Genomic DNA, 21,715 nt, shown 5'->3' with positions numbered 1-21,715 from the left:
TGCTCAGTTGCCGCGCGGTGCCGCTGGGCAGCCGTGCCTGCGCTCCCACGCGGCCACCTCGGCGGCCGGCGAGCGGTTGCCGCGGTCACGCCACGAATCCAGGTACTTCGCCGGCCAGACCACGCCGCGCCGGATCCACCAGTCGTCGCGCCCCGTGCACTTCGGCGAGAGCCCGAAATGGAGATGGCAGACGTTGTTCGCGTTACCCGTCCGGCCCACCTCGCCGAGCTGCTGCCCGGCCCGCACCCGGACCCCGGCGTCCACCCCGGCGCGGACCACCCGCAGGTGCGAGCCGTAGTACCGCACGCCGTCGTCGCCGAGCAGCGACACCGACAACCCACCGTTGTGCGGCCCCCTCGGGCCCCGCCGGTCGAACCGGTCCACCCGGCTCACCTCCAGCACCGTCCCGTCGGTCACCGCCACGAACGGCTCACCGCAGTCGGCGAAGATGTCCGTACCCGGGTACGCCGAGTGCGTCGGGTGGTAGGCGACCTTCCGGGCGGGAACCGGGAAGACCCGGCGTGGCTGGGCCCCGCTCGGCGTGACCGACGGTGACGGCGACCGGGCAGGCGGCGTCGGCGCGACGGCCGTGGCGGCCGGCTGCCCGGCGGTGGCCGCCCCGCTCGGGCCGTCCCAGACCGCGCTCGGCGCGGCGACCGGCCGACCGGCCGTCCCGCAGCCGGCGAGCAGCGCCGCCGCGACGAGCACCAGCACCGGGTACGCCGGACGCGTGTGGCACCCGATCGATCGCGACGACATCCGGCCATCCTGACAGACCGATACGGTGGGGGTGGCCCCCCGGCAGCAACGGTCCGAGAACGGGAGCAGTGACGGCGATGAACGGTCGACCCGCCTTCCCGGCCGAACCGGTGACCAACCACCCCGGCCACCTGCCGCGCATCCCGTCGGGACTCTTCCCGGCCGGCCCGCCGCCCCGGCCGACCTGGCGCGAACCGCACCCGGTCACCGGCGGCGGGGTCGCCGCCGGTGCCGCGCTCGCCGCGGCCTGGCTGCTGCTCTTCGGCCTGCTCGGCCGGGACGTGCCCGGCTACGCCTGGTGGACCGTCGTCGCCGTCGCGGTGGCCTGGCTGGCCGCGCTGGTGCTCGTCCGGCACGGCGACCGCGGGGTCGCCGCCGGGGTGGCGATCGTCACAGCGGGTGGTGCGAGCATCGCGTTCGCGGTCGTGGTGGTGCGCTGGGCGACCAGCGCGGACTGGCCGATGTGGTGACGCTGCGTCATCGCCCGGCTTCGCTTCGAACGCCATCTTGACGTACCCGCTGTGACTGGGGACGCTTTGCGGTATGGCCTGGACCACCCCGCGGCTCGACCCGGAGCGCAGCCGTCGCCGCCTGCAGATTCTCGCCGAGTTGGCGGGGGCCCGCGCGGTACGACAGCGCGAGCGGCCGCAGCGGGAGCGCACCGAGCGGCTGCGGCAGCTCATCGCCACCCGCCGCCGCGTCGCGGGCTGAACAGACTTTTCCAGGATTGACCGGTCCTTCGGGGCGTTGACCGGTCGCCTGCCGACCCGACCGGTTAACGTGCACGCGTAACGAGTCGGCGTGCTGTGCCGAAGCCTTTGGGGGGACCGTGTCGTACTTCGCTGCCGCCGTGGTGCGCGACGAGGGCGGCTGGAGCGCCGCCGAGGTGAACCTGCGGGGCGCCACCGACATCGACGACGTGGCCGACCGGCTGCGCGACGTCGAGCCGGACGCCGACCTGTCGCTGCTCTTCGTCGAGGCCGACGACGCCTATCTGGTGATCCTGCGCCTGGACGAGGGGGAGGACCTGCGGGTCTTCGGCTCCGACTCCGCGTACGCCGAGGAGTCCCGGCTGGGGGCGCTGCTCATCGGCGACCTCAAGACCTCGGTCACCGGGCTGGAGGAGGTCGACGAGCCCCGCCCGGCGGCCGGCGGCGACGAGGAGACCGACCAGCCGGCGGTGGACCCGGAGGCCGACCCGGTCGGTGACGCCGACCTCCTGGCCGACCTGGGCATCCCGGCCCAGAAGCTGCTCGCGCTCTGCGGCCACGAGGGGATGCTCCCCGCCGACGTCACCGCCGAGATCTGCGCGGTGCTGGGCTGCGGCGACGAGGTCGAGGAGCTCCGTGAGGTCTGACCCGCCGTCCTCCGGGCCGCACCTGTCCGGCGGCGGCTCGCCGTCGACCGGGGCCGCCGAACCGGCCGACGCGACCGACCCCGCGCTGGGGACCGTACGCCCCGGGTATCCCACCCCCGGCGCGGCGGGCCGGGTCGGGCCCGGCGCCCACGAGGGGCTGGCCGATCCGGGCGAGCTGGGCCGCCGGCAGCGGCACGAGCTGTGGATGCGCCGGGCGCTGGAGATCGCGGTCACCGGCCCGGAGCCGGACGGCGACGCCGTGACCGTCGACGACGTGCCGGTGGGGGCCGTCGTCTACGGCCCGGACGGCGCCGAACTGGCCGTCGGCCGCAACGAGCGGGAGCTGACCGGGGACCCGACCGCGCACGCCGAGGTGCTGGCGCTGCGCCGGGCCGCCGAACGGTTGGGCCGCTGGCGGCTCGAGGACTGCACCCTGGTGGTCACCCTGGAGCCCTGCACGATGTGCGCGGGGGCGATCGGGCTGGCCCGGATCTCCACGGTGGTCTTCGGCGCCTGGGAGCCGAAGACCGGGGCGGTGGGGTCGCTCTGGGACGTGCTGCGCGACCTCCGCGCCACCCACCGACCCGAGGTGTACGGCGGGGTGCTGGAGGCGGAGAACGCCGCGGTGCTGCGCGCCTTCTTCCGCTGACCGCCCGGCGTCGTCAGGGCGCCGGCAGGGTGACCGTGACCGTCAGGCCGCCGCCGTCGCGGGGCTGCGCCTCGACGGTGCCGTGGTGGGCGCGGGCCACCGCGCGGACGATCGACAGGCCCAGGCCGAAGCCGCGGGTGCCGGCCGTCCGCTCCCGGGCCAGCCGGCGGAACGGCTGGAAGATGGTCTCCAGGTCGTAACCGGGGACCACCGGGCCGGTGTTACCGACCGTCAACGTGGGCCGGCCGTCGACCAGGCCGGTGCGTACCTCCACCCGGCCGTCGGCGGGCAGGTTGTGCCGCAGCGCGTTCTCCACCAGGTTGACGGTGAGTCGTTCCAGCAGCACCGGGTCGCCGACGGTCCGGGCCGGGGCCAGCTCCCGGTGCACAGGGATGCCCTCCGGCGGGGCCACCTGGTCGATCACGTAGCCGGCCACCTCGGCCAGGTCCACCGAGGACCGGTCGGTCAGCTCGGACTCCGAGTCGGCGAGGGTGAGCAGCCCCTCGATCAGCCGCTCGTGCCGCTCGTTCACCGCCAGCAGCGACTCCCCGAGCTGGCGGGTGTCCGGCGAGGCGTCCGGCCGGGTCACCGCCAGCTCCACCAGCGCCCGGTTCAGCGCCAGCGGGGTACGCAGCTCGTGTGAGGCGTTCGCCACGAACCGCCGCTGGCCGTCGAACGAACGGTCCAGCCGTTCCAGCATCTCGTCGAACGTGTCGGCCAGCTCGCGAACCTCGTCCCGGGGTCCGGCGAGGGCGATCCGCTCGTGCAGGCCGCGCCCGGCGGTGTCCGCGCCGGCGATCCGGCGGGCGGTGCCGGTGATCTGGTGCAGCGGTTGTAGCGCCCGGCCGGCGAGCAGCCAGCCGAACGCGATCGCCGCCGCAGAGACCAGCACCAGCGCGATCCCGCCCTGGGTGAGCAGCGACTCCAGGGCGTTGCGCTTCGCCTCGCTCTGCACCTCGAGGACCAGCCGGCGCAGGTTGTCCTGGTCGCCGGCCGGGATGCCGGGCATCGGCCGGACCTGGGGGACGTCGTCCAGCTTCACCCCGAACGGTTGCGGCATCCGCTGGTCGACCAGGACGTACGTCACGGCGAGCAGCACCACGCCGGCCAGCAGAAAGAGCCCTCCGTAGATCAGCGTGAGCCGGGCCCGGATGGTCAGTCGGGTCATCGGATCCGGTACCCCGCTCCGGGCACCGTCTCGATCACCGAGGGGTCGCCGAGCTTGCGGCGCAGCTTCATCATCGTCACCCGGACCACGTTGGTGAAGGGGTCGATGTGCTCGTCCCAGGCCCGCTCCAGCAGATCCTCCGCCGAGACCACCGCCCCCTCGGCCCGCAGCAGCTCGACCAGGACCGCGAACTCCTTGCGGGACAGCGGCACGTACCGGCCGTCCCGGTGCACCTCCCGGCGGGCCGGATCGGCGACGATGCCGGCCCGGACCAGCGTCGGCGGGACGGCCGGACGGGCGCGCCGGGTCAGCGCGTGCACCCGGGCGGAGAGCTCGACCAGGGCGAACGGCTTCGGCAGGTAGTCGTCGGCGCCGAGCGCCAGCCCGGCCACCCGTTCCCGGACGGCCGCCGCGGCGGTGAGCATCAGCACCCGGGTCTCCCCGCCGGCCGCCACGATCGCCCGGCACACGTCGTCGCCGTGCACCACCGGCAGGTCCCGGTCGAGCACCACCACGGCGTACTCGTTCACCCCGAGGCGTTCCAGCGCCGCGTCGCCGTCGTACGCGACGTCGACGGCGAACGCCTCGCGCCGCAGCCACTCCGCGACGGCGTTCGCCAGGACCGGCTCGTCCTCCACCACCAGCACTCGCACCGGTCCATGGTGCCCGGCCTCGGATAACGCCGCCGTTAACGGCCGCGGTTACGCCCCGGATACCGACACCCGGGTCAACTGGGTCGCAACGTCCGGCGGACCGCGCCGGACCCGGAGAGGAAGCGGACCATGATGCGACGACGAATGCTCGCGCTGCCGGTGCTGCTCGCCCTGGCGCTCGCCGGCTGCGGCGACCCGGCCGACGGCGCGGCGGTGGCGACCGCCGGTGGTGGTGGCGCGCCGCCCAGCGCCGCGGCGACCGGCGCCGCCCTGAGCGACCCGGACCGCCAGCTCGAGTTCGCCCGGTGCATGCGGGAGAACGGGGTCGACATGCCCGACCCGCAGGCCGGCGGCGGACCGGCGTTCCGGTTCGCCGAGGGCACCGACCCGCAGCAGGTCGAGCAGGCCATGGAGAAGTGCCGGAACCTGCTGCCCAACGGCGGCCAGGCCCCCCAGCTGAACGCCGAGCAGACCGAGCAGCTGCGGAACCTGGCGAAGTGCATGCGGGAGAACGGGGTGCCGGACTTCCCCGACCCGGACGCCGGCGGCCGGATCCAGATCCGGCCGGGCAGCGGCGGGATCAAGCCGGACGATCCCACCATGAAGACCGCGCTGGAGACGTGCCAGCGGTACGCCCCGCAGCTCGGCGGCGGCCAGTGAGCCGCTTCGCTCGCCGCCCGCGGCTACGCGCCCTGGCGGTCGGCGCGACCGTGCTGCTGGTCGGCGCGCTGGGCGTGGTCGCCGCCGTCGGTGTCGGTGGCGGTTCGGGCGGGGACGCCGCGGTCGCGGACACCGCCCCGCCGGCCACCGCCGCGGTCACCCGGCAGACCCTGGCCGACGCCGAGACCGCCGACGGGGAACTCGGGTACGGGGCGACCCGCACCGCCACCAGCCGGCTGGCGGGGACGATCACCGCGCTGCCCGCCACCGGCGCCACCGTCACGCGGGGCCGGGCGCTCTACACCGTCGACGCCGGGCCGGTGGTGCTCCTGTACGGGCGGCTGCCCGCGTACCGGGAGCTCGCCCCCGGGGTCGAGGGCGCCGACGTGAAGCAGTTCGAGCGCAACCTCAAGGCGTTCGGCTACGCGGGCTTCACCGTCGACGACGAGTACACCGGCGACACCGCCGACGCGGTCCGGGACTGGCAGGAGGACCTGGGCCTGCCGGAGACCGGCCGGGTCGACCCGGGCCGGATCCGGTACGCCGACGGCCCGGTCCGGGTCGCCGCCCACCAGGCCGAGGTGGGCGACGCGGTGCAGCCCGGCCAGGCGGTGCTGACGTACACCGGGACCAGCCGGTTGGTCACCGTGGAGCTGGACGTCGACGACCAGCGGCTGGCCCGGCGGGGCGCCACCGTGCAGGTGGTCCTCCCCGACGGCAGGCGGGTGGCCGGGAAGATCAGCAAGGTGGAGACCGTCATCACGACCGGCTCCGGCGGCGGCACCGGACAGTCCGCGGAGGCCGAGACGAAGGTCGAGGTGACCGTGACGGTCGGCGACCCGAAGGCCCTCGCCGGCTTCGACCACGCCTCGGCCCGGGTCACCTTCACCGCCGCCGAACGCGAGGGCGTGCTGACCGTCCCGGTGACTGCGCTGCTCGCGCTGGCCGAGGGCGGCTACGGCGTCCAGGTCGTCGACGGCGCCGCCACCCGGATCGTCGCCGTACGGACCGGGCTCTTCGCCGGCGGCCGGGTCGAGATCACCGGCGAGGGCCTCGCCGAGGGCACCACCGTGGGGGTGCCGACGTGACCCCGGACGTGATCGTGCTGGACCGGGTCGGCAAGCGGTACCCCGGCGGGGTGGTCGCCGTGGACGACGTCTCGCTCACCGTCGGACGGGGCGAGCTGGTCGCCATCGTCGGCCCCTCCGGCTCCGGCAAGTCGACCATGCTGAACCTGATCGGCACCCTCGACCGGCCCACCTCCGGCACCGTCACCATCGACGGGTACGCGGTGGCCCGGCTCGCCGACCGGGAACTCTCCGCCCTGCGGGCCACCCGGATCGGTTTCGTCTTCCAGCAGTTCCACCTGGCGCCCGGCGTACCGATCGTGGACAACGTCGCGGACGGGCTGCTCTACGTCGGCGTACCCCGGTCGGAGCGGCGACGGCGCGCGGAGGCCGCGCTGGTCCGGGTGGGGCTGGCCCACCGGCTCGGCCACCGGCCGCACGAACTCTCCGGCGGCGAACGGCAGCGGGTGGCGGTGGCCCGGGCGGTGGTCGGCGAGCCGGCGGTGCTGCTGGCCGACGAACCGACCGGCAACCTCGACTCGGCTGCCGGCGCCGGTGTGCTGGACCTGCTGCACGAGCTGCACCGGGCCGGCACGACGGTGGTGGTGATCACCCATGACCGGGAGATCGCCGACCGGCTGCCCCGGCAGGTGCGGATGCGCGACGGCCGGATCCAGGCCGACACCCTGCTGAGCGGGGTGAGCTGAGGTGGCCGTGCTCGCCCCCGCCCGGCTCCGTCCCGCCCGGCTCCGCCCCGGCGACGTGCTGCGCGTCGGCGGGGTGGGCCTGCGCACCCGACCGCTGCGGGCGTTCCTCTCCGCGCTCGGCATCGCCATCGGCATCGCCGCGATGATCGCGGTGGTCGGCATCTCGTCGTCGTCCCGGGCCGACCTGGACCGCACCCTCGACGCGCTGGGCACCAACCTGCTCACCGTCTCCCCGGGGAACACCCTCTTCGGCGACGAGGCGGAGCTGCCGACCGAGTCGGTGGCGATGATCGGTCGGATCGGGCCGGTGACCGAGGTGTCGGCGACCGGGCAGGTCCCCGACGCGCCGGTCTACCGCTCCGACCGCATCCCGGCCGCCGAGACCGGCGGGATCGCCACCCGGGCGGCCCGGCTGGAACTGCCGCACACCGTCGGCGCGGCGCTGGCCAGCGGCACCTGGCTCAACGAGGCGACGGCCCGCTACCCGGCGGTGGTGCTCGGGTCGACCGCCGCCCGGCGGCTCGGGCTCGGCGCCGCCGGTGCGGACGTCCAGGTCTCGATCGGCGGCCGCTGGTTCACCGTCGTCGGCATCCTGGCCCCCGTGCCGCTGGCCCCGGAGCTGGACGCGTCCGCGCTGGTCGGCTGGCCGGCGGCGGCGACCTACCTCGGCTTCGACGGGCACCCGACCACCGTCTACACCCGGGCACGGGAGGACCAGGTGGAGGCGGTCCGGGCGGTGCTCGGCGCGACCGCCAACCCGGAGGCGCCCAACGAGGTGGAGGTGTCCCGGCCGTCCGACGCGCTGGCCGCCGCCGAGGCGACCGACGCGGCGTTCACCGGGCTGCTGCTCGGCCTCGGCGCGGTGGCACTGCTGGTGGGTGGGGTCGGCGTGGCCAACACCATGGTGATCTCGGTGCTGGAACGCCGGGCCGAGATCGGCCTGCGCCGCTCGCTCGGCGCCACCCGGGGTCAGGTCCGCGTCCAGTTCCTCGCCGAGTCGCTGCTGCTGTCGGCGTTGGGCGGGATCGGCGGAGTGCTGCTCGGCATCCTGGTCACCGCCGGCTACGCCGTCTCGCAGGACTGGCCCACCGTCGTCCCCGCCTGGGCGACCTTCGGTGGTGTGGCCGCCACCCTGCTGATCGGCGGGGTCGCCGGCCTCTACCCGGCCGTCCGCGCCGCCCGCCTCTCCCCGACCGAGGCCCTCACGGCGTGAGGAGGGGCCCCCGGTCGACGCGACGCGTCGACCGGGGGCCCCTCTCGACGAGCCGGATCAGGCGATGACCGTGTCCAGGGCGATCTCGACCATCTGGCCGAAGGTCTGCTCGCGCTCCTGCGAGGTGGTCTTCTCGCCGGTCTTGATGTGGTCGCTGACCGTGAGGATGGTCAGCGCGCGGGCCTTGAACCGGGCGGCGATCGTGTAGAGCGCCGCCGACTCCATCTCCACGGCCAGGACGCCGTAGTCGGCCAGGGTGTCGTAGAGGTCCGGCCGGTCGGTGTAGAAGGCGTCCGCGGCCAGGATCGGCCCCACCCGCATGCTGATGCCGCGCCGCTCGGCCACCTCGACCGAGGTACGCAGCAGCCCGAAGTCGGCGACCGGCGCGTAGTCGATCAGCCCGTCGAACCGCATCCGGTTCATGTTCGAGTCGGTGGACGACCCGATCGCGGCCACCACGTCGCGCAGCTTGAGATCCTCGCTGAGGGCGCCGCAGGAGCCGACCCGGATGAGCGTCTTCACGCCGTACTCGTTGACCAGCTCGTGGGCGTAGATCGAGGCGGACGGCATGCCCATGCCGGAGCCCTGGACGGAGACCTCCACCCCGTTCCAGCGGCCGGTGAAGCCCAGCATGCCGCGGACCGTCGAGTAGCACGTGGCGTCCTCGAGGTAGGTCTCCGCGATCCACTTGGCCCGCAGCGGGTCGCCCGGCATCAGGACCCGCTCGGCGATCTCTCCCGGCTTCGCGCCGATGTGCGTACTCATGGCAAAGATCCTGCCAGGCCGGGTGTGGGGACGCCGGTTCGGCATCCGAACCCGCGGTCCTGTACCCTCGTCGGCGGTGGCGTGTCCGAGTGGCCTAAGGAGCACGCCTCGAAAGCGTGTGAGGGTTTACGCCCTCCGCGGGTTCAAATCCCGCCGCCACCGCTCGTGAACAGCGAGAACGCCCGGTCGATCCGTGAGGATCGCACCGGGCGTTCCGCTTTCCGGGCCCGGCCCGTCGGGTGACGGGCCGGGCGATCAGAGGTCAGGGCAGGGTACGGATTCGCAAGGTCACCATCTCCGGCTCGGCCAGCTGGTCGGTGACCGCGTAGATCTTGTTGCCGGACACGGCCAGGCCGCCCTTGACCAGGTTGTGCGCCCACGTCTCCTGGTTCGGCAGGTGCCCGAACTCGTACATGGCGATCGGCGTGGTGCCGCCCGGCTCGAAGACCCGGACGTCCTTGTCGTACGACGAGTCGGTGCCGGCGACGACGAGGCCGTCGGGCCGGATCGCCACGGCATTCGGGTACGGCACGGTCGGATACCGGTGCGCCTCGACGAGGTCGGACGTGCGCAGGACTGGGTGGTGGTACGGCGCGCCCGAGGGGACGATCACCCCGGTGCCGTCCGGGGTGACCGCCAACTGCGTGACCGAGCCACCGTCGGTACGGCTGATGGCCCGCTGGACCAGCCCCGTCGCGGTGGCCTCGAAGCGGACCAGCAGGGCGGGGCTGCTCCCCGTCGCGCCGGCGATCACCATGTCGGGCTGAGCCGGCGAGGTGGCCAGCAGCATCGCCGAGCTGATCCGCTCGTCGATGGCGTCGACGGCGTACACGTCGAACTTGCGGGTCGCGAGGTCGACCCGGCCGATGCCCGCCGTCGGCTCGTTCTCGCAACCCCAGGAGACCCAGAGCTGGCCGGCCGCGAAGGCCATGTCCTTCGGGCACGTCATGGTCCCGTCGGTCTTGCCGGCGAACTGCCCGTCCAGTTCCCAGGTGTCCAGGTCGACGATCCTGAGCCAGTCCTGGTCGCCGGCGGCGATGTAGAGCTTGCGGCCGTCCGGGCTCAGCGTCATCCCGGCGGCCCCCGGCGCGATGCCCGGAAGCGTGCGCAGGACCTTGCCGTCCAGGTCGGTGACGATCAGACCGTCGGTGCCCTTGCCCCCGGTGAGGTAGACCCGGCCGCGTGCCTCGTCCACCAGGATGTCACCGAACCGGAAGCCGGTGACGTACCCCGGGATCGGGATCTGCACGTTCCGGTCGGTGTTCGGCGGCGAGGTGGTGGTCGGGGTCGGCGTCGGGCTGGCGGTCGGGCTGGACGTCGGCGAAGCGGTGGGACGTGGCTTCCGTCCCGGCTGCGGCGACTTGGGCGCCCGGTCGGCCTTGGAGGTGGTGCTCTCGGCGACCAGTTGCGCTTCCGCGGTGTTGCGGTCGGCGGGCCGGTCACTGCCCGCCACCGCACTGGCCGCCACGGCGGTGCCCGCACCGGCGGTCAGAAGGGCGAGCGCACCCACCCCCACCAGCCAGATCCGTGCGCGCCGGCTTCTGTGTGCTGCTCGGCTCATCGTTCCCCGTTCGTGATCTGCGACGCGGGTCGGGACCGGACCCTGGCCCGCCGACCAGAAGGCGCTCCGAAGTGCGCAGACGTTACGCAAACCACCATCAACGTGCGAAGCACTCCGGCGGGGGATGCCCCTCGCGCGTCCTTTCGGCCGGTGATGCTGGCCGGTCGTCGTCGAGGTGTCCGTCCGTCGGCGATTGCCAATGATCGAATTCTCCCTACGATGTGGAAGCCCACAGGGAGCGGAGGATCTTTTTGCGACGAAAAATTGCCGGGGTCTCGGTTCTGGCGGTGGCGGCCGGACTGGCGGTCAGTGCCCCTGCCCAGGCGGCGGACGAGTTCCGGACCATCACCCGGGACGGCATCGTCCTTCAATACCACCGGGTGGCGAAGACGGGTGCCTCGATGAAGGGGACCGGCGTCACCCGTTCCGACTTCGACGGCGACGGCGTCGACGACATCGCCGCGGTCGGTGACCCCTTCAACCACAATCTGCCCCACTATCCGACCGGTGCGGTCGCGGTGCGCTACTCCTCGGCGGCGCAGGTCGACTACTTCTTCGGTGCCATGCTGTCCGACAACGGCGGCTCGTTCGGATCGGCGATCGTGGCCGGGAACTTCAACGGCGACGCCTATGACGACCTGGCCGTCGGTGACGCCGACGAGGCCGATCCGCGTAACAAGGCCCGCGCTGGCGGGGTCTGGATCATCCCGGGCAGCAGCAGCGGCCTGGTGGTGGACTCGGCGAAGCACTTCAACCAGAGTTCGCCGGGCGTTCCCGGCGACCCGGAGAACCTCGACTGGTTCGGCGCGTCCCTCGCGGCCGGCGATCTCAACGGTGACGGCCGCGACGACCTGGCGGTCGGGGCGTACAGCGAGGCGATCGGGACCAAGGCGCAGGCCGGCGCGGTCACCGTCCTCTTCGGTGGAGCCGATGGCCTGACGGCCACCGGAGCGCAGTACTTCCACCAGGACCAGGCCGCGGTGCCCGGCGCGGCGGAGCGCAACGACCAGTTCGGCCGGACGCTCGCGATCGGGAAGGTCAACGGCGACCGGTACGCCGACCTGGCCATCGGGGCTCCCATGGAGAACGACGGCTCGTCGTCGTACGGCACCGGCATCGTCACCCTGCTGCGGGGTTCGGCCGGTGGTGTGTCGAGCACCGGCGTCACCGCGGTCACCGGCGCGGGGGTGCACGGCGCGACGGGCGACCGGTACACCATCGCGTGGTACCTGGGTCTGGCGCTCACGATCGGCGACGTCAACGGTGACGGACTGGGCGAGGTGATCGCCGGGGCGCCGAGCGCCCAGACGCCGCAACTCGACGGCGGTCTCATCACGGTCTTCACGGGCCGCACCGGTGGTCTCTCCGGCAGCGCCGTGCGGGTCATCACGCAGCGGACGACCGGCGTACCGGGGGACCCCGAAAGCGGGGACCGGTTCGGTGCGGCGCTCGCGGCCGGCGACGTCACCGGCGACGGTAAGGCGGACGTACTGGTCGGTGCGCCCGGCGAGGCGATCGGCTCGACGGGTGAGGCCGGCGTCGTCACCCTGCTCAAGGGTGCCGCCGGTGGGCTGAGCGGGAGCGGAGCCCAGGCGTTCGATCAGAACCACGCGGTCGTCCCGGGCTCGGCGGAGCGCGGCGACAACTTCGGGGCCCGCGTCGCGTTGCTCAACCTCAACGGCACCGGCGGGCTGGACGCCCTCGTGGCGTCGCCCCGGGAAGAGGTCTCCGGCGACACCGCCGGGTACCCCTCCGGGACCTTGAGCTCGTTCTACGGCGCCACCGGCGGGCTCGTACCGCAGAGCACCTCGACGAGCGGTCTGAACCTGCGCAGCAACCGCACCTTGCTGCTCGGGTACGGCAGCCGTATCGCCGCGCCGGAGAGCAGTCTCCCGCTGTACTGAGCTGTTCGGTGTGGCAACGCCCGGTCGGTCCGCGAGGACCGGCCGGGCGTTCCGCTTCCGGTCCTGGTTCCGTCCCGTCAGCCGTAGAGGCTGACACCCGCCTCGACCCGGCACGGCTCGGCCATCATCCCCGTGAGGCTCTGCGCCATGGCGTCTCTCATCGTCTCCGGTCCGTAGGAGCCGATGTTGTGCCTGACCTCCAGATCGGGCCGGATCAAGCACGGTCTGAAGGTGCCGCGAGAGTCGATGCGGAGTACGAACACTCCCTCCCCGCAGCGTTGCTTCAACTGACAGCCGTTGCACATTCCGGTGAAGAGCAGCCCGTTTCGGACATCTTTCACCATCCACAGGTTTCCGGTCGGACTGGTGAAGCGGGTCATCCTGCAGCCCGTCCGGTCGTGGACGACGCCCGCGGGCTCCGCCAGCGCGGCGATTCTGGAGACGATGGCGTTGGTGGAGGTCTCCCGAAGACCCCTCTGCTGCAGGTCCCACCGGGTGCCGATCAGGTCAATGACCAGGAGGTTGGTGCGCATCGCGAGCGACTTCTGCAGCACCATCTCGAATTCCTGAACGTTCTCGGAGGTGACCGAGAAGTTGATGGTGACAGCGACGCCGACGTCGCGGGCCAGACCCAGCATCGCGTCCATCTGCTTCTCCGACCAGGCGGCCCCCAGTAGTTCCTTGCCGACCGAGTCGCTGGACGCATGAACGCTCAGCTTGATCTCGTCGATGTAGCCCTGCTCGAGCGGTTTCCGGACGCGGTGGAGCAGGAGGCCGTTGGTGCAGAGGGCGCGGTGGATGTTGCGGTCCGCCAGGTGTTCGAGCACTTCAATGATCCTGGGGTGAACGAGCGGGTCGCCACCGGTGACATCGATCTCCTTGCCGCCGAGCGCGCAGAATGCGTCAACCACCCGACCGAAGACCACGGGATCCATGTGGATCGGCTGCCAGTGATCACTGATCCCTTCCTGGTGGCAGAACTTGCACCGGAGCTGACATGCGTGGGTGACCGAGACGCGTAGCCGGCCCGACATCTCGTTGAAGCGGCCCAGCGCCGCGACGGTGGTATCCATCATGGTGATCCCACGTCCGCTCCTGATCGACTTGCCACGTAGTAGGACAGATGACTGGTGCCGCACGACGCGTCGAGGACGGAGCTCGCTTCGAGTTTGAACAGTCCTCGACCTTCGAAGAGGTCGTGCAGCTCCTGGGCCGTGTATGCGCGTCCCACGTGGGCCTCTCGCCACACTCCGTCGCGCCCTGACCTCCGAGGTGAGTACCCGATGCTGTAGAGGCGGTTCGGCTTGCTGAGCCACCTGAAGTCGAACTGGATGCCCTTGGCCTCCCACCGTGCGGCCTCGCGCTGCAGCCAATCGCTGTCCAGGGCCTCGGGACGGATGACGTCGAGGATCACCGGAGCGCCTTTACGGGTGATCCGGTGAAGGTTGGAGACCAGGCCCCGCAGGTCATCCGGGATCGTGAGGTAGGACAGCGAGAACGAGAGGCAGACGACCCCGTCGAAGGTGCCCCGGAAGGGCAACTTCCTGAGGTCGCCGCGCACGAAACCCACCCGTGGGTTCTTGCGCCTTGCGCGACTCAGCATCTGTTGAGAGATGTCGATGGCGGCGACGTCGAAGCCGTTCGTCACGAGGGCCGCCGAAACGTTACCGGTCCCACACGCCAGATCGAGCACCAGTGGCGTGGCCGGCGCCTCCCGGGTCGGCAGAAGACTGGAGAGGTACTGGGCCACCCGCCTCTTGGGCTCGATGTGGGACCGGAGGTCGTACCGGGCAGCGAGTCGCTCGTACGGCTTATTCGTCGCTTCCACTGGGCTTCTCCCGGGCTCTCGCCAGCATGAGATCGTGGAGCCGCTGGGCATCCGGAACCGGAGAGGAGAAAAGTTCCCAGAACTCCTTGCTGCCGAGGTCGGGCTCCTGGAATTCCGGCCGGTCCATGAAGTCGTCGTTCTCCGCCACCACCACCTTCGTCAAGTTGTACTTGCCGTCCACCCCGAATCCGGCCCCCAGGATGGAACACCGGACGGCAACCTTCAGACCGTCTTCGGAGGGGTCGTAGCCCGATCCGATGTCATCCGTGACCGGGTCGTAGCCGAGCCCCTTGACCAGAAGTGCGGAGGTCCTCAGATACGGCAGCGTGGTCGTCTGCAGCCGCGTGTGCCTCCGTCGGAGTTTGAGGACCATGCTGATCGCGAGGTCCGTGACGGTTATGCCGCACGTGTTGACGAGGAGGATGGCCAGCACCTTCTCCGATTTGATGTAGACCGCTACCGGAGAGAGCACCAGGGTCTTCGGGTCGGGCGAGGTGACCCGTAGGACGACGTACGCGGTCAGTACACCGAAGAGAACGGTTCCGACCAGGGCCTGGACCACCGCGACCGGACGGCTCCAGGCGGTGGGGTCCAGACTGCTGTACTCCATCGACAGTTGCGTGATGAAGCTGAAGTAGAGGCGGTCCCAGAACGACTGCGTATTCTGGACCTGGCCGTGGCCCAGGTAGGACAGGATCTGGTAGACGACACCGAAGAGCGAAGCGATCACAGAATAGGCGAGCACAAAGAACGAGAACAGCCAGGCTGTGTGGTGACGGAGCAGCGCGTAGTGGATTCTGGCTCTTCGGGTGGGGCGGAGGCGGCTGATATCGGGTCCGGGATACCCGTGGGGCACTCTTCCCCCTATAATATGTAGTTGTCGTTTAAGGCGTAGCGAGCGATCCGGTAATACAGATTGTCCATGCGCGGCAGGAACTCAGAGGCCGTTACCTCGATGGTCCGCTCGGAGTTCTCGCCGTGCTGGTCGGGAGAGAAGGCGATGCAGGTCGCGGGAATTCCGCGGGCGAACACGTCAGCCAGCTTGGACGCGGGAATGACCACCAGTTCTTCGATCTCGTCCCGATCGTATTTGAAATTGGCCACATCGACGCTGGATCTTGCGACGTACACCTCCGCGAAGATCCTGCTGAGTACGCCAGGCGCCTCGTACATGTCGATTCTCCTGCCCACGTGCACCAGGTCGTCCTCGGTGAAATGCAAGCCGAGTTCTTCTTCGACCTCGCGCAGGGCGGCTGCCTGAACCGTCTGCCCGAACGTGACGTGCCCGGAAGCGCTGATATCGAGCACTCCGGGAGAAACAGACTTGGTCCGGGGGCGTCGCTGGAAGACGACCGCCGGCTCGTCATCGAGGGTCACCAGCACGAAGACCTGAGCACAGAAGTGCCAGACGCCGATACGATTGGCCAGCTTGCGGCCGATTACACCGATGGGGTGGCCATTGTGGTCCACCGCCTCTACGAGCTCATCCATCAGGCCACTTCCGTGTGTCCGGGTCCTCGCGGGCCGATCGTAGCCGAGTGTCAGAAGCAGGTCGACCCTGCAAAGCTGGCGCACATCGATATTCCCGGCCTTTGTACGGAATTTGTCGGCCGCGTTTGTGTTCAGCCCAGTAGATGTCCCAAATCCGACACTCGTTCGGCGCTCGGTCAGCAGGGGCCGTGGCCCTCGTCGAAGAGGCGGCGGGCCCACTCGGCGTACCCGGCGATTATTTTCTGGACAGTGACCCCGTCGTGCAGGAAGAGGTACGCGCGGTCGCCATCGCGGGCCAGCAGCCCGTCGAACCGGTACGTCCGCTGTGGAGCGTGCAGCCGGGTCGCCGACGGGTGGTTGGCGAGCACCTCGCCGATCGGCGTGCCAACGGTGATCCCGTCCGGGGTGCTCATCGGGTCGTCCAGCCAGAGCAGCACCAGCCGGTCCTCGACGAAGATCGGGCTGACCTCCTCGTGCCCGGCCAGCGTCGGGCCGCAGGCGTCGACCTCCGCCCGGAGCGCACCGCGCCGGGTGAGGTCCTGTTCGGTGTCGCCGAACTCGATGCCGCCCAGGCCGTCCAGGTCGACCACCTGGGCGTCGCCGACGGGGCGGGCCGGCACCATCGGCCCTTGTGGACTGACGCCGCTGCCGGCGATCGAGGCAGCCGTGAGCAGTGTGGCGATGAAGCCGAATTGTCGCAATTTCATGGAATCCCCCAGTCCCCAACGGGACCGGGGCGTTCAGGTTGCTGGTCGACGCCAGATTGCCGGTATTCCCACTCCTCGGCCAGCTCGTCCCAGTAGTCGGCGGTCAGTCCGCGCCGGCCGTGCGCGAGCCAGCCGTCGGTGTGCCGCTCCAGGTGCAGACCCAGCTCCGCGAAGGGGTCGATCCACCGGCCGGGCTCGGCACCCAACCGGGCCAGCGCCGCGTTGATCGGCCATTCCGGGCGGGGCAGGTCGAAGGCGTCGGCGAAGCGGGGCCCCCAACTGAGGTGCCCGTCCAGCCACACCACGGCCGACTGCCGCCCGGCGCCCCCGGCGAACTCCGCCTCCAAGTACGCCACCGGCCCGTTCCGCGACCAGCGGGCCAGGAGGTCCGCCAGCGCCGGCGAGAGGACCAGCTCGAACGGCTGGCCGGCCTCCGGTTCCCCGGTGGCGTAGTCGGGTAGCGCGCCGGTCAGCTCCTCCACTAACTGCGGGGTGACCGGCAGCAGGGCGAAGTCCTGCCGCAGCGCCGCGAGGACCGCGTGGTCCAACCCGGCGGTCTGTTCGCGGAGCAGTTCGACGTCCGCGACCACGGCGCTGAGCTGGTAACTCATCCGGTCCCCCCGCCATCCACAGGCTGTGGATGGAACATGTGTACGACGGATCCCGCGCCCGCCGTCGATCTCCCGCACGGTACCGGCCGGCGCGGCGGGGCCGCGTCAGGCTGCCATGAGCTGGGGTACGAGGTCAGGCCCGCTCGGCGACCCGGGCGACGAACGCCCGCCAGGCCGCCGGCGCGAAGACCAGCGCGGGCCCGGCCGGGTCCTTCGAGTCGCGTACGCCGACGATGCCGGGCAGGTTGTCGGCGACCTCGACGCAGTCGCCACCGTTGCCGCTGCTACGGCTGCTCTTGCGCCACCGCGCGCCGTTCAGCTCCATGTCTCCGCCACTTCCGTGATGAGGTCGACTGATTGCCAGTGGGACAGCGCTTCACCCCGGACGTTCTCCCACGCGGCCAGTATCGCCGCGATGTCGTCAGCGTCGCTAACCACTTGTCCCTGGAGTTGGTTGTCCAGATAGCCGGCGACCCGGTGGTCATGGCTGGTGGCGATCACGAAGGGGCCGTTCAGGCCCGCATAGGCACCGACGGTGGAGGGCACGACGTGCACCCGGACGTGCGGCTCGGCGCACGCCGTGACCAGGGCCCGTAGTTGCGCGTGCATGGTCGCCCCGCCCCCGACCGGCCGGCGCAGGACCGCCTCGTCGACGACGGCCGTGAACTGCGGCGGGTCGTCCCGCTTGAGAATGCCCTGGCGGGCAAGCCGGGTCGCCAGGTGCCGCTCGACATCGCCCCTGGGAAACACGCCGCCGCCGGCGAGCACGGCGCGGGCATACGCCTCGGTCTGGAGAAGGCCGGGCAACACCACTGACTGATACGAACGCAGCGACACCGCCTCGCGCTCGATCTCCTGCCACGGGCGGAACCAGATCGGGTCCCGACGTCGCGAAATGTCCGGCCATATGTCCGCCACGTCCCGGCCGAGAGCTTCCGCCGCGGTGAAGCGGTGGCGGGGGTGTGGGATGCGGCCCTCGGTCAGCCAGCGCGCGACGGTCTTCGGGTCGACGCCGACCTGTGCGGCGAGGGATTCGGTGGTGTGCCCGGTGTCGCTGAGCGCCACCCGCAGCGCGTCGTTCACGGCCCCTCCATCGGACGTCTCGAATATCCGCCGACCATATCGCTACGCGGTGTACGTGTCCGGTGACGCGCGGGAGGGTGGTGCCGCAGGACGGCGCGGCCGGTGGAGGCGAGTGAGCCCGGCGGCCGGCGTCAGTCAGGGGCCGCCCCGACGGGGAGGCGGGGCGGCCCCCTCCACCGCGAAGGAGGCCCCGCCCATGCCAGCCAGGTCCCGCGTCGGCGTCGGCGCCACGATCCGCGTCCCCGCCGTCGCCGTCGCCGTCGCGGTGCCGTCGCGGTGAGTCGCCGCCGGGAGCACGTCGCCAGCCGACCCACCTGGCGCTGCCAGTCCTGCGGCATCGCCTGGCCCTGCTCGCCGGCGAAGCTGCGGCTGCTCGCCGAATACCGCCACGACCGTGTCGCACTCACGGTCTACCTGGCGACGCTCCAGGCCGAGGCCGCCGACCAGTTGGCCGGTTCCGGCCACGGCACGTCCCCGGCGGGCCTGACGGACCGCTTCGTCTCCTGGGCCCGCCTACGGGGTGCGAGGAGGGCAGGCCTGGATGGCGGGCCACTTCTGTGTGAGCGTGATACCTGAGAGGCATATTGATGACTCAGAGGTATCACCCTCGTGGCGGTCATGCCTCTCAGCGGCGTCACGCGGCGTAACCGCCGACCTTCCTGGCGTACGACGAAGAGCGCCCACGGCGGGGCCGCTCTTCGTGTCGGACTGGGACGACGACGCCACCTGAGCGCTGCCTACAGCACGTAGGAGGCAACCATGTGCCCGAGCTGCCGAATGTCCGAGCCCCCCTTGAACTCCAGCCGGACCTTTCCGAGCCCGCTGAACCACAGGTCCAGTTCGGCGTCGAGATCGAAAGTGCCGGCAGTCTCGATCGAGAACGCCTGGATCTTGCTGTAGGGGAGCGAGGTGTAGTCCCGCTTCTTCCCAGTGATTCCCTGGACGTTGACCGCGATCAGGCGCTTGTCCGTGAACACCACAAAGTCCCGAACGGCCTTGAAGCACGAGACCACCTGCTCGCCGGGGATGAGCAGCGGTGCGACCGAAGGGGCGATGTCGGCCGGGTTGCAGGGATTCAGTTTGAACACGGAGCCGTTGGAGAAGTCGATCATGGCGTCACCCTAGCCAGGCTGCCCGAACAGAAGACCAACCAGTCGGGTCCCGTCCAAGGGTGGTCGGGCGACACGTCATGACTGTTCCGGTGGTCTCCGTGGCACCGGCGGCCCGCCAGAGACGACTCAGGGCCGGTCCCCGTGAGGGCCGGCCCTGTCGTTCGTGCTGCTCAGCGAGCGGAGGATACGAGATTCGAACTCGTGAGGGTGTGAACCCAACACGCTTTCCAAGCGTGCGCCCTAGGCCTCTAGGCGAATCCTCCGCGAGCCAGAATACAGGTCTCCGACGGCCCGGCCACCCCACCACCCCCTGAAGATCCACGCCGGGTCGGGTAGGGTTGGGCTCACCTCCCGTGCGGCGGTATCTCGTGAACCTCCCCAGGGCCGGAAGGCAGCAAGGATAAGCGGGCTCTGCCGGGTGCACGGGAGGCCTTTTTGTCTCCGGGCGCCGGTACCGTACCTGCGGGTCAGGTCACGGGGTGGTGGGTGGTCACCCGCGCCTGACCGGCGCAGAATGGCTCGGTCGAGAGGAGGCGGTACGGGTGACACTGGCCCTTTACCGCAAGTACCGGCCGCGCACCTTCGCCGAGGTCATCGGTCAGGAGCACGTCACCGAACCGCTGTCGCAGGCGTTGCGCAGCGGGCGGCTCAACCACGCCTACCTCTTCTCCGGTCCGCGCGGCTGCGGCAAGACCTCCAGCGCCCGCATCCTGGCCCGCTCGCTCAACTGTGAGCAGGGTCCCACCCCGGAGCCGTGCGGGCAGTGCGAGTCCTGCCGCTCGCTGGCCACCGACGGCGGGTCCATCGACGTGCTGGAGATCGACGCGGCCAGCCACGGTGGCGTCGACGACGCCCGTGAGCTGCGCGAGAAGGCCGTCTTCGCGCCGGCCCGCAGCCGCTTCAAGATCTACGTCATCGACGAGGCGCACATGGTCTCGTCGGCCGGCTTCAACGCCCTGCTCAAGCTGGTCGAGGAGCCGCCGGAGTACGTCAAGTTCATCTTCGCCACCACCGAGCCGGAGAAGGTCCTCGGCACGATCAAGTCGCGGACCCACCACTACCCGTTCCGGCTGATCCCGCCGAAGACGCTCCGGCCCTATCTGGAGCAGCTCTGCGAGGCCGAGGGCGTCACGGTGGAGCCGGCGGTCTTCCCGCTGGTGGTGCGGGCCGGCGGCGGCAGCGCCCGGGACAGCCTCTCCGTGCTCGACCAGCTCATCGCCGGCGCCGGCCCGGAGGGGGTCACCTACGCCCGGGCCGCCGCGCTGCTCGGCGTCACCGACTCGGCGCTGATCGACGAGATGTGCGACGCCCTGGCCGCCGGGGACGGCGCCGCCGCGTACGCCACCGTCGACCGGGTGGCCGAGGCCGGGCACGACCCGCGCCGGTTCGCCTCGGACCTCCTCGAACGGCTGCGCGACCTGATCGTGCTCCAGCAGGTGCCCGACGCCGCGACCAAGGGCCTGATCGACGGCCCGTCCGACCAGATCGAGCGGATGGCCGCCCAGGCCCAGCGGCTCGGTCCGGGCACCCTCTCCCGCTGCGCCGACATCGTGCACAACGGCCTGGTGGACATGCGCGGCACCACCGCGCCCCGGCTGCTGCTGGAGCTGATCTGCGCCCGGATGATGCTGCCCGGCGTCGACGACACCACCGGTGGCCTGCTCCAGCGCCTGGAGCGGATGGAACGGCGGCTCACCCTGGGCGGCGTCGAGCTGCCGTCGGCCGCCGCCGGGCCCGCGCCGGTCACCCCCGCTCCTCAGGTACGCCCCGAGCCGCCCGCCCCGCCCGCGGCTGCCGCCGCGCCCCACCCGGAGACCGCCGGCACGCCGGCGGCTGCCGCTCCCCCCGCCGGGCCGGCCCCGGCCAACGGGCGTCCCGCCCCGGCGGCTGCCACCGGTGGTCCCGCCGGGGCCCCCACTTCGGGCGGGTTCGCCCCGACCGCTGGGGAGCCGGGTGCGCCGCGACGGGTGCCGCCGTCGGCGATGATGCGCGACCCGGCCACCCCCGAGCCGCCCCGGCCGGGTGCGGAGGCGCCCGGAGCGCTGGACGCGGTCGCGGTGCGCCGGGTCTGGCCCGAGGTCGTCGGCAAGGTCAACCGGAGCAACAAGCGGATCGCGGCGTTGATGCGCGACGCGGTGGTCCGCGACCTCGACGGCGACACCCTGGTGCTGACGGTGAAGTCGTCGGTGCTGGCCAAGATGATGTCCGACCACGCCGCGGTGCTCACCGACGCGCTCTACGAGGAGCTGGGCGGGCGCTGGCAGATCCGCTGCGAGGTGGCCGGCGAACGGGGTGGGGCGTCGCTCGGCGCCTCCCGCGTCACGGCCCCGCCGCGGCCGGCTCCGGCCGCCGCGCCGGGCCGCCCGACGCCGCCATCCGCGCCGCCGGCCGGCTCCGGTGCTGCCGCCGCCGCCCCCGAC

The 21,715-nt window shown here is 71.6% G+C and carries 24 protein-coding genes, 2 tRNA genes and 1 other RNA gene; 12 read left to right on the top strand and 15 right to left on the bottom strand.

Annotated features, from left to right (window positions below):
* Positions 1–3 precede the first annotated feature (3 nt).
* Positions 4–759 carry a M23 family metallopeptidase gene (locus tag V6U79_RS27035; RefSeq protein WP_334616326.1) on the bottom strand — a complete coding sequence of 252 codons (756 nt, stop codon included), beginning with the start codon at positions 757–759 and terminating at the stop codon, positions 4–6.
* 77 nt (positions 760–836) lie between these two features.
* On the opposite strand from V6U79_RS27035, the gene V6U79_RS27030 reads away from it, so the two are divergent.
* The 4 genes from V6U79_RS27030 to V6U79_RS27015 all read left to right on the top strand — a co-directional run bounded on the left by V6U79_RS27030 (position 837) and on the right by V6U79_RS27015 (position 2,765).
* Entirely contained in the window at positions 837–1,229 is a 393-nt protein-coding gene (locus V6U79_RS27030) for a hypothetical protein (RefSeq protein ID WP_442933827.1), read from the top strand.
* Between the two features lie 73 nt (positions 1,230–1,302).
* The gene (locus tag V6U79_RS27025; protein WP_165942613.1) at positions 1,303–1,470 is read left to right on the top strand and encodes a hypothetical protein; all 168 of its coding nucleotides are present in this window, start codon (positions 1,303–1,305) and stop codon (positions 1,468–1,470) included.
* 118 nt (positions 1,471–1,588) lie between these two features.
* Positions 1,589–2,116 carry a tRNA adenosine deaminase-associated protein gene (locus V6U79_RS27020; protein ID WP_334531621.1) on the top strand — a complete coding sequence of 176 codons (528 nt, stop codon included), beginning with the start codon at positions 1,589–1,591 and terminating at the stop codon, positions 2,114–2,116.
* Between the two features lie 205 nt (positions 2,117–2,321).
* Complete coding sequence (locus V6U79_RS27015) at positions 2,322–2,765, top strand: nucleoside deaminase (protein ID WP_334616351.1); 444 nt, start codon at positions 2,322–2,324, stop codon at positions 2,763–2,765.
* A 13-nt stretch (positions 2,766–2,778) separates the two neighbouring features.
* Here the strand turns inward: V6U79_RS27015 and V6U79_RS27010 are convergent, their stop codons facing one another.
* Positions 2,779–3,933, bottom strand: a complete 1,155-nt coding sequence (locus V6U79_RS27010) for a sensor histidine kinase (protein ID WP_334616324.1) — start codon at positions 3,931–3,933, stop codon at positions 2,779–2,781.
* A complete protein-coding gene (locus tag V6U79_RS27005; protein ID WP_334616323.1) occupies positions 3,930–4,586 on the bottom strand; it encodes a response regulator transcription factor in 657 nt (218 codons plus the stop codon). The genes V6U79_RS27010 and V6U79_RS27005 overlap by 4 nt, the downstream gene beginning before the upstream one ends.
* 129 nt (positions 4,587–4,715) lie before the next feature.
* On the opposite strand from V6U79_RS27005, the gene V6U79_RS27000 reads away from it, so the two are divergent.
* Genes V6U79_RS27000 through V6U79_RS26985 form a run of 4 tightly spaced genes read left to right on the top strand, consistent with a single transcriptional unit; the run spans position 4,716 to position 8,233 of the window.
* Positions 4,716–5,246: a hypothetical protein gene (locus tag V6U79_RS27000; protein ID WP_334616322.1), complete on the top strand. Its 531-nt coding sequence runs from the start codon at positions 4,716–4,718 to the stop codon at positions 5,244–5,246.
* The gene (locus tag V6U79_RS26995; protein ID WP_334616320.1) at positions 5,243–6,334 is read left to right on the top strand and encodes a peptidoglycan-binding protein; all 1,092 of its coding nucleotides are present in this window, start codon (positions 5,243–5,245) and stop codon (positions 6,332–6,334) included. The genes V6U79_RS27000 and V6U79_RS26995 overlap by 4 nt, the downstream gene beginning before the upstream one ends.
* An 8-nt stretch (positions 6,335–6,342) precedes the next feature.
* Positions 6,343–7,020 carry an ABC transporter ATP-binding protein gene (locus V6U79_RS26990; protein WP_334616349.1) on the top strand — a complete coding sequence of 226 codons (678 nt, stop codon included), beginning with the start codon at positions 6,343–6,345 and terminating at the stop codon, positions 7,018–7,020.
* 1 nt (position 7,021) lies between these two features.
* Complete coding sequence (locus V6U79_RS26985) at positions 7,022–8,233, top strand: ABC transporter permease (protein WP_334616319.1); 1,212 nt, start codon at positions 7,022–7,024, stop codon at positions 8,231–8,233.
* Between the two features lie 57 nt (positions 8,234–8,290).
* Here V6U79_RS26985 and deoD read toward each other — a convergent pair whose 3' ends face one another.
* Positions 8,291–8,998, bottom strand: coding sequence for a purine-nucleoside phosphorylase (deoD, locus tag V6U79_RS26980; RefSeq protein ID WP_334616318.1), 708 nt, complete (start codon positions 8,996–8,998; stop codon positions 8,291–8,293).
* Positions 8,999–9,073: 75 nt separating this feature from the next.
* Between deoD and V6U79_RS26975 the strand changes: the two genes are divergently transcribed.
* Positions 9,074–9,160 (top strand) — tRNA-Ser (locus V6U79_RS26975).
* A gap of 100 nt (positions 9,161–9,260) precedes the next feature.
* Here V6U79_RS26975 and V6U79_RS26970 read toward each other — a convergent pair.
* Positions 9,261–10,514: a WD40 repeat domain-containing protein gene (locus V6U79_RS26970; RefSeq protein ID WP_334616317.1), complete on the bottom strand. Its 1,254-nt coding sequence runs from the start codon at positions 10,512–10,514 to the stop codon at positions 9,261–9,263.
* A gap of 332 nt (positions 10,515–10,846) precedes the next feature.
* Between V6U79_RS26970 and V6U79_RS26965 the strand changes: the two genes are divergently transcribed.
* Positions 10,847–12,463, top strand: coding sequence for a hypothetical protein (locus V6U79_RS26965; RefSeq protein WP_334616316.1), 1,617 nt, complete (start codon positions 10,847–10,849; stop codon positions 12,461–12,463).
* 77 nt (positions 12,464–12,540) lie between these two features.
* Here V6U79_RS26965 and V6U79_RS26960 read toward each other — a convergent pair whose 3' ends face one another.
* From V6U79_RS26960 to V6U79_RS26915, 10 genes are all read right to left on the bottom strand, one after another.
* Positions 12,541–13,539, bottom strand: coding sequence for a radical SAM protein (locus tag V6U79_RS26960; RefSeq protein ID WP_334531650.1), 999 nt, complete (start codon positions 13,537–13,539; stop codon positions 12,541–12,543).
* Complete coding sequence (locus tag V6U79_RS26955; protein WP_334616315.1) at positions 13,536–14,213, bottom strand: class I SAM-dependent methyltransferase; 678 nt, start codon at positions 14,211–14,213, stop codon at positions 13,536–13,538. Before V6U79_RS26955 ends, V6U79_RS26960 begins: the two co-directional genes overlap by 4 nt.
* 61 nt (positions 14,214–14,274) lie before the next feature.
* Positions 14,275–15,147, bottom strand: coding sequence for an ion channel (locus V6U79_RS26950; RefSeq protein WP_334531658.1), 873 nt, complete (start codon positions 15,145–15,147; stop codon positions 14,275–14,277).
* A gap of 8 nt (positions 15,148–15,155) precedes the next feature.
* A complete protein-coding gene (locus V6U79_RS26945) occupies positions 15,156–15,782 on the bottom strand; it encodes an NUDIX hydrolase (protein ID WP_334531661.1) in 627 nt (208 codons plus the stop codon).
* A 176-nt stretch (positions 15,783–15,958) separates the two neighbouring features.
* Positions 15,959–16,489: a hypothetical protein gene (locus tag V6U79_RS26940; RefSeq protein WP_442933826.1), complete on the bottom strand. Its 531-nt coding sequence runs from the start codon at positions 16,487–16,489 to the stop codon at positions 15,959–15,961.
* Complete coding sequence (locus V6U79_RS26935; protein ID WP_334616313.1) at positions 16,486–17,100, bottom strand: hypothetical protein; 615 nt, start codon at positions 17,098–17,100, stop codon at positions 16,486–16,488. Before V6U79_RS26935 ends, V6U79_RS26940 begins: the two co-directional genes overlap by 4 nt.
* Before the next feature lie 133 nt (positions 17,101–17,233).
* On the bottom strand, positions 17,234–17,425 hold the full coding sequence (locus V6U79_RS26930) for a DUF397 domain-containing protein (protein ID WP_334616312.1): 192 nt from the start codon (positions 17,423–17,425) through the stop codon (positions 17,234–17,236).
* Positions 17,416–18,183, bottom strand: a complete 768-nt coding sequence (locus tag V6U79_RS26925; RefSeq protein WP_334616311.1) for a helix-turn-helix domain-containing protein — start codon at positions 18,181–18,183, stop codon at positions 17,416–17,418. The genes V6U79_RS26930 and V6U79_RS26925 overlap by 10 nt, the downstream gene beginning before the upstream one ends.
* A gap of 737 nt (positions 18,184–18,920) precedes the next feature.
* A complete protein-coding gene (locus tag V6U79_RS26920) occupies positions 18,921–19,295 on the bottom strand; it encodes a PH domain-containing protein (protein WP_334531677.1) in 375 nt (124 codons plus the stop codon).
* Positions 19,296–19,473: 178 nt separating this feature from the next.
* Positions 19,474–19,558 (bottom strand) — tRNA-Ser (locus tag V6U79_RS26915).
* Between the two features lie 82 nt (positions 19,559–19,640).
* Between V6U79_RS26915 and ffs the strand changes: the two genes are divergently transcribed.
* An RNA gene (gene ffs / locus V6U79_RS26910) (signal recognition particle sRNA small type) lies at positions 19,641–19,730 on the top strand.
* Between the two features lie 107 nt (positions 19,731–19,837).
* On the top strand, positions 19,838–21,715 hold a 1,878-nt coding region (locus V6U79_RS26905; RefSeq protein ID WP_334616310.1), incomplete at its 3' end, for a DNA polymerase III subunit gamma and tau.

Origin of the sequence: Micromonospora psammae, assembly GCF_036902725.1 — a bacterium.
Classification (GTDB): Bacteria; Actinomycetota; Actinomycetes; order Mycobacteriales; family Micromonosporaceae; genus Micromonospora.
This window is presented reverse-complemented; position numbering and strand designations above follow the sequence as displayed.